The organism is Acidiphilium sp., assembly GCF_049977125.1.
In the GTDB taxonomy this organism is placed as follows: domain Bacteria; phylum Pseudomonadota; class Alphaproteobacteria; order Acetobacterales; family Acetobacteraceae; genus Acidiphilium.
On record NZ_JBMFGY010000094.1, the window covers coordinates 2359 to 11814 of the forward strand.

Annotated in this window: 11 protein-coding genes; all 11 read right to left on the bottom strand. The window is 67.5% G+C overall.

The genetic code is table 11. The annotated features are described in order from the left end of the window. Positions 1-23: 23 nt before the first annotated feature. The 11 genes from ACP5E6_RS12960 to ACP5E6_RS13010 all read right to left on the bottom strand — a co-directional run bounded on the left by ACP5E6_RS12960 (position 24) and on the right by ACP5E6_RS13010 (position 9190). Positions 24-512 carry a CreA family protein gene (locus tag ACP5E6_RS12960; protein WP_427954671.1) on the bottom strand — a complete coding sequence of 163 codons (489 nt, stop codon included), beginning with the start codon at positions 510-512 and terminating at the stop codon, positions 24-26. Further along, positions 509-1639: a glycosyltransferase family 4 protein gene (locus ACP5E6_RS12965; protein WP_427954672.1), complete on the bottom strand. Its 1131-nt coding sequence runs from the start codon at positions 1637-1639 to the stop codon at positions 509-511. Before ACP5E6_RS12965 ends, ACP5E6_RS12960 begins: the two co-directional genes overlap by 4 nt. Next, positions 1639-2658 (bottom strand): UDP-glucose 4-epimerase GalE, encoded by a 1020-nt coding sequence (gene galE, locus ACP5E6_RS12970; RefSeq protein WP_427954673.1) that lies wholly within the window; start codon positions 2656-2658, stop codon positions 1639-1641. Before galE ends, ACP5E6_RS12965 begins: the two co-directional genes overlap by 1 nt. Before the next feature lie 4 nt (positions 2659-2662). Continuing rightward, positions 2663-4240, bottom strand: a complete 1578-nt coding sequence (locus ACP5E6_RS12975) for a heparinase II/III family protein (RefSeq protein WP_427954682.1) — start codon at positions 4238-4240, stop codon at positions 2663-2665. Between the two features lie 139 nt (positions 4241-4379). After that, positions 4380-4844: a helix-turn-helix domain-containing protein gene (locus ACP5E6_RS12980; protein ID WP_427954683.1), complete on the bottom strand. Its 465-nt coding sequence runs from the start codon at positions 4842-4844 to the stop codon at positions 4380-4382. A 324-nt stretch (positions 4845-5168) separates the two neighbouring features. Beyond that, entirely contained in the window at positions 5169-6713 is a 1545-nt protein-coding gene (gene lnt, locus ACP5E6_RS12985; RefSeq protein ID WP_427954674.1) for an apolipoprotein N-acyltransferase, read from the bottom strand. A gap of 16 nt (positions 6714-6729) precedes the next feature. Beyond that, positions 6730-7467: an acireductone synthase gene (gene mtnC, locus ACP5E6_RS12990; protein WP_427954676.1), complete on the bottom strand. Its 738-nt coding sequence runs from the start codon at positions 7465-7467 to the stop codon at positions 6730-6732. A 7-nt stretch (positions 7468-7474) separates the two neighbouring features. Next, positions 7475-8014, bottom strand: a complete 540-nt coding sequence (locus ACP5E6_RS12995) for a 1,2-dihydroxy-3-keto-5-methylthiopentene dioxygenase (protein WP_427954677.1) — start codon at positions 8012-8014, stop codon at positions 7475-7477. Beyond that, positions 8011-8664, bottom strand: a complete 654-nt coding sequence (locus ACP5E6_RS13000) for a methylthioribulose 1-phosphate dehydratase (RefSeq protein ID WP_427954678.1) — start codon at positions 8662-8664, stop codon at positions 8011-8013. Before ACP5E6_RS13000 ends, ACP5E6_RS12995 begins: the two co-directional genes overlap by 4 nt. Positions 8665-8680: 16 nt before the next feature. Continuing rightward, the gene (tatA, locus tag ACP5E6_RS13005; RefSeq protein WP_427954679.1) at positions 8681-8959 is read right to left on the bottom strand and encodes a twin-arginine translocase TatA/TatE family subunit; all 279 of its coding nucleotides are present in this window, start codon (positions 8957-8959) and stop codon (positions 8681-8683) included. Between the two features lie 9 nt (positions 8960-8968). Continuing rightward, positions 8969-9190 carry a twin-arginine translocase TatA/TatE family subunit gene (locus tag ACP5E6_RS13010; protein WP_427954680.1) on the bottom strand — a complete coding sequence of 74 codons (222 nt, stop codon included), beginning with the start codon at positions 9188-9190 and terminating at the stop codon, positions 8969-8971. Between the last annotated feature and the right edge of the window lie 266 nt (positions 9191-9456).

Consider the following 9456-nt stretch of genomic DNA (forward strand, 5'->3'; position numbering starts at 1 on the left):
GGGGCGTTGAGTTGGGGGCGGCTTCAGCCGCCGGTGACCGGCACGGCGGAGACGGCGTTGGCGGGGGAGCCGTGGATGATTTTGGTGCTGATCAGGAGATAGACCACGGCTTTGTGGTCGGGGTCGACCAGGCGGTAGAGGTTGAAATGCTTGACCAGGAAGGAGGCGGAGATTGCGGCGATCTGTTGTTTGCGGGGCAGATCGGCCGGCAGGGTGACCGGGCCGGTGGCGATGCAGGACAGGCCGAAGCGCGAGGGGTCGGTGGCGACGCCGAGGCTGCCCTTGATGCCGCCGGTGCGGGCGAAGCTGGCGTAGCAGGCGACATTGGGGAGTTTTGGGTCGTCGAGCCGTTCGACCACGATTTTGTCGTTCGCGCCGAGGAGGCGGAAATTGGTCGAGACCGCGCCGACACGGGTTTCGGCGCGGGCGATGCCGGGGGCGGCGGTGAGGGCGAGGACCGCGGCGGCGGCCAGTGCGGCGTGCGTGGTCAGGCGGGTCAGATTTCGGATCATCGTCCGGCTCCTTGGGTGATGGCGCGTTCATAGACCGCCAGCGTCTCGGCGCAAATGACCGGCTCGGCGTAGAGACGCTCGGCGCGGGCGCGGCCGGCGGCGCCGAGGCGGGCGCGCGTTGCGGGATCGGCGATCAGGGTTGCGAGGGCGTCGGCGAGGGCTTGGGCGTTGCGTGGCGGCACCAGGATGCCGGTTTCGCCGGGGATGACGGCGTCGCGGCAGCCGGTGATGTCGGTCGCTACGCAGGGCAGGCCGGATGCCATGGCTTCGAGCAGGAATTTCGGCAGGCCCTCGCCGTAATAGGAGGGCAGGCAGGCGATGTGGGCGGTGGCGAACAGGGACGCCATGTCGCGGCAGTAGCCGATCCAGGTGACGGCGGGGGCGGTGCGGAGATCGGCCTCGGTCAGGGAGGCGGGGTTGCCGGGGTCGGGCACGCCGGCCAGGATGAATTCGGCCCCCTGCCCGCGCAGCCGGCCGGCGGCATCGATGAATTGCATCACGCCCTTGTCGCGCAGCATGCGGGCGCCGAGCACGATGCGCACCGGACCCGGCGGTGGCGGCTGCGGGCGGAACCGGGCGAGATCGACCCCGGCGCCTCTGATCAGCACGGCATTGGCAGCGTGAACCGCGCCGGCGCGGATCGCGGCGCCACGGTCATCCTCGTTTTCGAAGATGGCGATCGCGCCGCGGGCGCCGAGGCTCATGCGCATGGCCGCCTGGACGAAGGGGCGGAGCAGGCGGGCCTTGGTGGTGTTGGAGGTGAAGACGAAACCCTGGCCGACCGGGGCGTTGACGATGGCGGGAACCCCGGCGAGGCGGGCGGCGAGGCTGCCGAGCAGGATCGGCTTGAGGGCGATGTGATGGACCAGATCGGGGCGGAGGCGGCGGTAGAGCGCGGCGATGCTGCGGGTGAGCGCGGCTTCGGCGATCGGGTTGAGGCGGGCGCGTTGGAAATCGACCGGGTGGATGTCGAACCCCTCGTCGCGCAGGGCGGGTGTGGCGGCGCCGGTGCGGGTGATGACCGAGACGCGCCAGCCGGCGGCACGGGCGGCGCGGGCGCGGGCGAGGAAATGCGAGGCGAAAAACCAATCCTCGCCGATCAGGAAGACCAGATGGCGGGGCGGCATTAGGGCGGCTGGTTGGTCAGGGCGATTTTACGTTGCCAGCGCCAGGCGTCGCGGCACATGGCCTCGATGCCGCGGGTGGCGCGCCAGCCGAGCAGCGTGGCGGCCAGGGCGGGGTCGGCGTAGCAGGCGGCGACGTCACCGGGGCGGCGGGGGGCGATTTTATGGGGGATGGCGACGCCGGTGGCGGTTTCGAAGGCGGTGATCATGTCGAGCACCGAGTAGCCGGTGCCGGTGCCGAGGTTGACGGTGAAATCGCCATCGGTCGCCAGAACCTGACGCAGGGCGGCTTCATGGGCTTCGGCGAGGTCCATGATGTGGATGAAATCGCGCACGCCGGAACCGTCATGCGTGGGGTAATCATTGCCGAAGACGTTGAGATGCGGGCGGCGGCCCTCGGCGACCTGGCAGAGATAGGGCATCAGATTGGCCGGAACCCCGGCGGGATCTTCGCCGATCAGGCCGGAGGGATGCGCGCCGACCGGGTTGAAATAGCGCAGCACCGCCGCCGCGCGCAGGGTGTTGGTGCGGACGAGATCGGTGATCATGCCCTCCATCACCAGCTTGGTGCGGCCATAGACATTGGTGACGCGGAGGGGGGCTTGCTCGTTGATCGGGCATTCGTCCGGCTCGCCATAGACGGTGGCGGAGGAGGAGAACACGATGCGGCCGATGCCGGTGCGGCGCATGGCGGCGAGCAGGCGGACGGTGCCGACGATGTTGCTGTCGTAATAGGCGAGCGGGTCGGCCTCGCTCTCGGCGACCGCTTTTTTGGCGGCGAAATGGATCACCGCATCGATCGGGAAGGCCGCCAGAGCGGCGGCGATTGCGGCCTCGTCACGGATGTCGGCCTCGATCAGCGGCACGGTGACGCCGGTGATGCGGCGCAGGCGGGCGGGGACATCACGCGCGGCGTTGGAGAAATCATCGAGCAGGACGACATCGTAGCCACGTTCGAGCAGGACGACGGCGGTATGTGAGCCGATGAAGCCGGCGCCGCCGGTCAGGAGGATGCGCGCCATCCGGTCAACCCATTTTGGTCAGGGCCCATTTGACCTGCTGGGGGCCATCGGGCGTGCTGGTGAGGACGATTTGTTCGGCGCGGCGCGGTTCGGCGCCGCCGAAATAGATGGAATCCTCGACGGTGAGGGCGGCGCCGCCGGCGCGCAGGCGCCAGCCCTGGCCGGAGGGCAGACGCAGCAGGGCGGCTTCGTTGTCCTGCTGGATGCTGGCGGTGACGTTGGGGTGAAGATGGAAGCGCAAGGTGAAGGGCTGCGGTTCGGCGGCGACCACGCTGTCCTCGCCGCGGAGGTCTTCGCCGCTTTCGGAGAGGTAGAGGCGGCGGGTGTGGATGGCGCCGAAGAGTTTCTGCCAGCCATCGTGACTGGTTTCGAGCCAATGGGCGCCGTTGGCCTCCTGGCGGTTGACCTCGACCCGCGTCGGGCGGCGGCCGAGGCCTTCGGGTTTGATTTCGGAGGAGGAGACGTCGGCGATGATCAGGGTGGAATGGGCGGCGGTGGCGCGCAGGGCGTCGCGCCAGTCGGTCGCCGAGGCGGGGGCGGCGCCGCAATTCACGATCAGCCGTTCGCGGCCGACCGAGAGCTCGAAGGCGAGGGTGCCAGCGTGGGCGAAACGGTCCATCCCCGGGCCGGGCGGCGGGCCGGCATCGACGATGATGGTGGTCTTGCCGGCGGTGAGGCGGTGAAAACCGGATTGGGCGAGCGTGGTGCTGCTGCGGCCGGTGCGGCCCGCCTGGCTGAGCACGAGGTCGATCAGGTTGGGCCAGTCTTCCGACGTGCCGTTGAACAGGGCGAGGCCGCCATCGGCATGGCGCAGGCCGCGCAGGGCGATCGCCATGCGTTCGATCGTGCCGGGGAGTTGGGGCGGCGACTCGGCGCGGGCCGATTGCAGGAGGGCGCGGATTTCGGTGAGGTCTTGCAGCACGGCGAGGTGGGAGGCGGGGCTGCGTTCGCAATGCGATCCGTCGCCAAGGATCTGGCGGGTGATTTCGGGGGTCAGGAAGCGGAGCGCGCGCGGCAGGAAGGCGGCGTGTTCGGGCAGGGCGACCGATGCGGCGATCAGGCCCTTGAGGGCGGTGAAGGCACGGCCGTCACGCGCTTCGATCGGCATCGCGGCGGAGAGGTGGCGTGCGTCGTGCACGAGACGCGCCATCAGCATCTGGCGGAAATCATCGTCGGCGGAGGCGGCGAAGAAATCGTAATGGCCGAGCCAGGCCGCGAGGCGGGCGCCGGTGACCGGCGGGGTGATGGCGGTGGCGGGGCGTTGGTCGCAGCCGATCCAGTCGCTGATCAAGGCGCGGGCGCGGGAACGGGCGGCATCGGTGCCGAGGGCGCGCAGGTCGCGGAGCCAGGTGAAGCCATGGATATGGGCGAGCATGAGCGGCGAGGCGTCGCTGGCGGCGAAACTGCCGGTGCGCAGGGGGCGCACGGCGCCGCGATAGTCGATCTCGCCTTTGATGATGCGGGCGCCGCGACCGGGTTCACCGGGCCAGGGGTCGCGGACCGGCAGGGCGGGCGCATCGGGGACGCCGCCGCTGCGCAAACTGGCCAGTCTGGCCATGAAGTGCCGGGCGCCGCGCCGCATCGGGCCAGGTTCGGTCACGCGAAAGCCTGTGGCGATTGATCGCCATGTCCACGCGTGGTCGTGCCTACCGGGTCGGGATTTTCCCTCATCGGCACTCTTGTAGCGAAGTGTGTCGCGCGTTCACAAGCGCAAGGTCGGGTTATTCCGACGGAAACGTGTCCGACGGGGCAAGCGACTTGATCAGGTCGAACATCCGCTTGCGCACATTGGGCTCGGCGATGCGGTAATAGGCGCGGACGAGTTCGAGGGTTTCGCGCTTGGTCATGTGATCGTCGAGGCCGACGCCGAAGGGTTCCTGCGCTTCGGCGAAACCGTGGCTGCGACCGCGCGGGCCGGACATCGGGGTCGCGTCCATCCCCTCGGGCATGTCGTCGAAAAAAAAGCTGATCGGCACATCGAGCACACGCGAGATGTCGAACAGGCGCGAGGCGCCGACGCGGTTGACGCCGCGCTCGTATTTTTGCACCTGCTGGAAGGTGAGGCCCAAGGCGTCACCGAGTTTTTCCTGCGACATGCCGAGCAGGGTGCGGCGCAGACGGATGCGTGAGCCGACATGAACATCAATCGGGCTGGGCCGGCCATCTCGTTCGCTGTGTTCGGTCATTTCATTTGCCACCACGGTCATATCCGCCCCTTCGCCCCATCGGCCTTTGTGATTGTCTCGATTTTATTCACCGACCGCGACCGATTTTCGGTGCAAGTGATGTGGGTTCGATAATCGCTGAGTTCGAGCCCGCTGATTGCCGGCTCCGAAAAATGAATAACGCCATGACACCATCCAAAATCGGTCGCTCGTCTAAATTTTAATAAAAACTAATGTTTAGAAAGTGATACTACCATAGATCGCTTTTGACATACGGCTCTGACTATCTCCAATAGCAGCGAACGCAATTTTCCGCAAGCACGAACAAATTTTAAGACGGGTTTTTCAGCGTTTATTAACCGGAATCGTTATCGAGATGATCAGCAGAACCAGGGCAAACATCACGGCATAGAAGGATATGATCCCGGCCATGGTTAGACCGAATCGGGCATAGGGCGTGGCCGGCAATGCAACCGGAAGTCTGTGTAGCAGAATGCCGCGCCGATCGAGGCCGAGACGGGCGAGAACCCGCCCGTGGGGGCCGATCGCGGCGGAGATGCCTGAATTGGTATCGACCATCAGCGGCAGGCCCTCCTCGACCGCGCGCAGCCGGGTGGTCGCGAAATCCTGATGCGGGCCGGTGGTGTCGCCGAACCAGGCGTTGTCGCTGATGTTGAGCAGCCAGGACGGGCGGTCGGCCGGGTCGACGATCTCACCGGAGAAGATCGATTCGTAGCAGATGAGCGGCCCGACCGCCGGCAGGCCCGGCACATGCAGGGTGCGCGGGCCGGGGCCGGGGGAGAAACCGCCGCCGGGTGTGATTTTCAGTGGAATCCATGGCGGCGTGTATTCGCCGAACGGCACCAGCTTCCATTTGTCGTACCAGGCCACCGCTGGCCCGGCGCCGTCCACCGCGATCAGGGCGTTATAGACCTTGCCGGTGCGGCCATAGCGGAACGATCCGGCCAGAACCGGGGTGGCGCCGGTGATTTGGGCGATCGCGGCGCGGGCGTTCGCATCGGTCTGCAGCAGCGCGGGGCTGGCGGTTTCCGGCCAGACGATGACTTTCGGGCCGGCGCCGGCCTTCTGCATCGCCTCACGCGTCATGCGCAGATCGCGCTGCCAGCGTGCCTGCAGCGCGGCGGTGGTGAAGCTGCCCGGCACGGCGAAGCGGGGCTGGATCATCGCGACCGTGAGGTTGCGGTCCTTCGCCGGACCGGACGCGGTGCGGGCGATACCGTAGCCGGCCCAGAGCACCAGAAGCCCGGCGCTCGCGATCCACCCGCGCCGCCCGAGCAAGGGCAGACCGGCGGCGATGATGGTGAGCAGGGTGAGCAGGAAAATGCCGCCCACGGCGGCGGGTTGCATCATGATCACGCCGATCGTGCCGGGGATCGCCCAATCCGCCCCCCAGAAATTCCAGGGAAATCCGGTGAACAGGAATTGCTGCGCCAGATCGGCCATCACCATGACACCCGCGAACATCATCACCATCGCCAGGCCGGCGGGCAGGTTGCGGGCGGGGTTGATCCAATAGACCGCGACGGCGGGCAGCATCATGTAGCCGGCGACCGCCGCCGCGAGGGCGGGGGCGGCGAACGGCACCGCCCACCAGAATTCGCGCGCCATGATCAGGATCGGCTCGGTCACCCAGAACAGGCCGAGCAGATTGAAGCCGAAGCCGAAGCACCAGCCGACCCAGATGGCGCGGCGCCATCCGCCGGCGCGCGCGAGCAGGCGCAGCAGGGCCGGCACCACGAACCACAGCAACGGCAGCAGAAAGAACGGCGGCAGCGCGAGCGCCGCGAGCAGGCCGAGGCCGAAGCCGCGCCAGGGGTCGGTTTTCAGGCGCGCGGGCAGGTTTGCCGTCCAGCGATCCGGCATGTGCATGGGGAAGCCTCCGTAATTACGGCTGAGATAGGCCGAACCGGCGGGCCACGCCGGTCAAATCCTCGGCATGAGGGTGGCTGGGCGATGCCGGCGTGGCATCCTGCGGGCGGACGATCTGGCAGACCGCCAGACCGGCGGCGTCGGCGGCGGTGAGCTCGGCCGCGCTGTCCGAGAGGAAGAGGATGTCGGGAGCGGGACTTCCGAGGCGGTGGGCGATTGCCTGATAGCTTGCCGGATCGCGCTTGGCGCCGATTGCGGTGTCGAAATGCGCGGCGATCAGGCGGCTCTCATCGCCGGTCGGCGCATGGCGGAACAGGAGTCGCTGCGCGGCCTCGGAGCCGGACGAATAGATCGCGAGGGTCACGCCGCTGGCATGCCAGGCGTGCAGGGTGGGCAGGACATCGGGGTAGAACACGCTGGTGAGCGCGCCGGCGGCGAAACCCTCGGCCCAGATGCGGCCCTGGATCAGTTTCAGCGGGCCGATCTTGGCGTCACGATCCATCAGGTCGAGCAGGGTTTCGAGCGGCGATGCGCCCGGCGCGACCGGATCGAGCGCGGCGAGGGCTGCCGCGATGTCGGGCTCGCCGGCGTGGCGGGACAGAAAATCGGCCAGCCGCGCTCGGGCATAGGGGAACAGACATTCATGAACATAGCTCATCGGGGCGATCGTGCCCTCGATGTCGAGCAGCACGGCGCGCGGCCGTGCGGCCGCACCGTCGAGCAGTGCTGCGCGACGTCGCGCGGCGGGGGGCACGGTGGGATCAGGCAACCGGGAAGCGCGCGCTGATCGCCTCGCCGGTGAAATGCGCGACCCAGCCGGATGGGTCGGTAAAGATGCGCAAGGCGGTGAAATCGGGGTGTTCGCCGGCATCGAACCAATGCCGGGTGTTCGCCGGCACGGAGATCAGATCGCCCGTGGTGCAGAGCGCATCGAAGATCTTGCCCTCGGTATGCAGGACGAAATGGCCCGATCCGCTGACGAAGAAACGAACCTCGTCCTCGGTGTGGAGATGTTCGTTGAGGAATTTTTCACGCAGCGCGCCGGCCTGGGGGTGATCGGGCGTCATTTTGATCACATCGGCCGAGCCGGCACCGGTTTCGCCCATCAATTTATCGAGATAGGGGCGATACGCCTCGAGAATAGTGTCCGCATCGGCGTCGGGCGGGAGGGTCACCGGACTGTCCCACCGCTCGAACCGCACGCCGATGGCGCGCAGGCGCTCGGCGATGAGCGCGGCATCGTCGGTCTCGAGCATCAGGGCGCCGGGCGCGTTGTCATCGAAAATCCGCAGGCCGCTCATTGCAGTCGTCTCCGTTCGCATTCGCAGGATAGCAGGAATTCAAGGGCCTCGAGCCGCCAGAAACACCGTTCGAGATCCGGCCCCCAGGCATAGGCGCCGTGGCCGCGCAGGAGATAGCCGATCGGTGCCGCCGCGAGCGCCGGTTCAATGGTTTGGGCGAGGCGGGCGATGTCCTGGTCATTGTCGAACACCGGCAGGGCGGCGACGGTGCGATGGGTGGCGATGCCGGGAAACGCCTTGAGAATCTCGTAATCCTGCAGCATCAGCGCCGGTTCATGGGTGAGCATCGAGAGCGTGGTCGCCGCGACGGAATGACCGTGCAGCACGGCGTGAATCGCGGGATCGCGCCGGTAGAGCTGGCAGTGCAACAGGGTCTCGGCGCTGGGTGTTTCAGACGCGTGGCGGGGCGTGCCATCCAGCCTGACCGCGATGATGTCGCGCGGGACCAGCCGCCCCTTGTGGACACCGCTGCGGGTGATGGCGATGGTGGCATCGTCGAGCCGGACCGACAGATTGCCCGCGGAGGCCGGCACCCAGCCGCGGACGTCCATCCGCGCGCCGATGGCGATCAGATCGCGGGCGGCATCCGCCAGGGCGGGACCGGAAGGTTTCGGGTCAGCGCGTTCGGTCTGCGCTGTGGGCGCGCCCATGGTGATCGGCCCGCGGTCAAAGACGCGTCTGGTCGGGGCCGTGGACCGGTTCGGGCTGGCGCACGGCCGGGTCGGGTTGCGGCGTGGCATCGGCGACGCGGGCCTGGACCGGCGGCGCGGGCGGCGCGGCGGGCGGGGGTGCCGCCTTGTTCGAGTCGGTATCCGCGACGTTCTGCTTGAACGCCTTGATGCCCTTGCCAAGCTCGCCCATCAGATTGCCGACGCGCGAGCCGCCGAACAGGAGGGCGATGACGCCGATGACGATGATCCAGTGGATCGGGGAATCGAAGCCCATGACGCTACCTCAGACCTTGGTGCGATCGGTCGTCGTCGCGGTGACCGGCGGCGCCGCGACATGCTGTTCCAGCATCGACGCGTCCTTGGGTTGATCGTCAGCCAGGTTGTTCTTGAAGGATTTCAAGCCCTTGCCGAGCTCGCCCATCAGATTGCCGACCCGCCCGGAGCCGAACAGGATCAGCACGACCGCCAGAACGATCAGCCAATGCCAAATGCTTAATCCACCCATGTGACCGTTCCTTCCGTTATGGGAACCACGCCAACGGCACATCGGTACGGGAAAACCCGACCGCAATACCCGTCAACGCAATGCGATAGTGTAGCGCAACCCGTCCGTCGCGCCAATGGCCGCGGCACCGGCGCCACAGGGGGCGATTGAATCGGCACGCGCGGCTCAACGACGCGCAAAAACCCGGCGGAAGGCGCTGCCTATCAGACCTTAGAGCGATATGCGTTTATGTTGCCGCGGCAGCGGCAACATAAACGCATGAAATC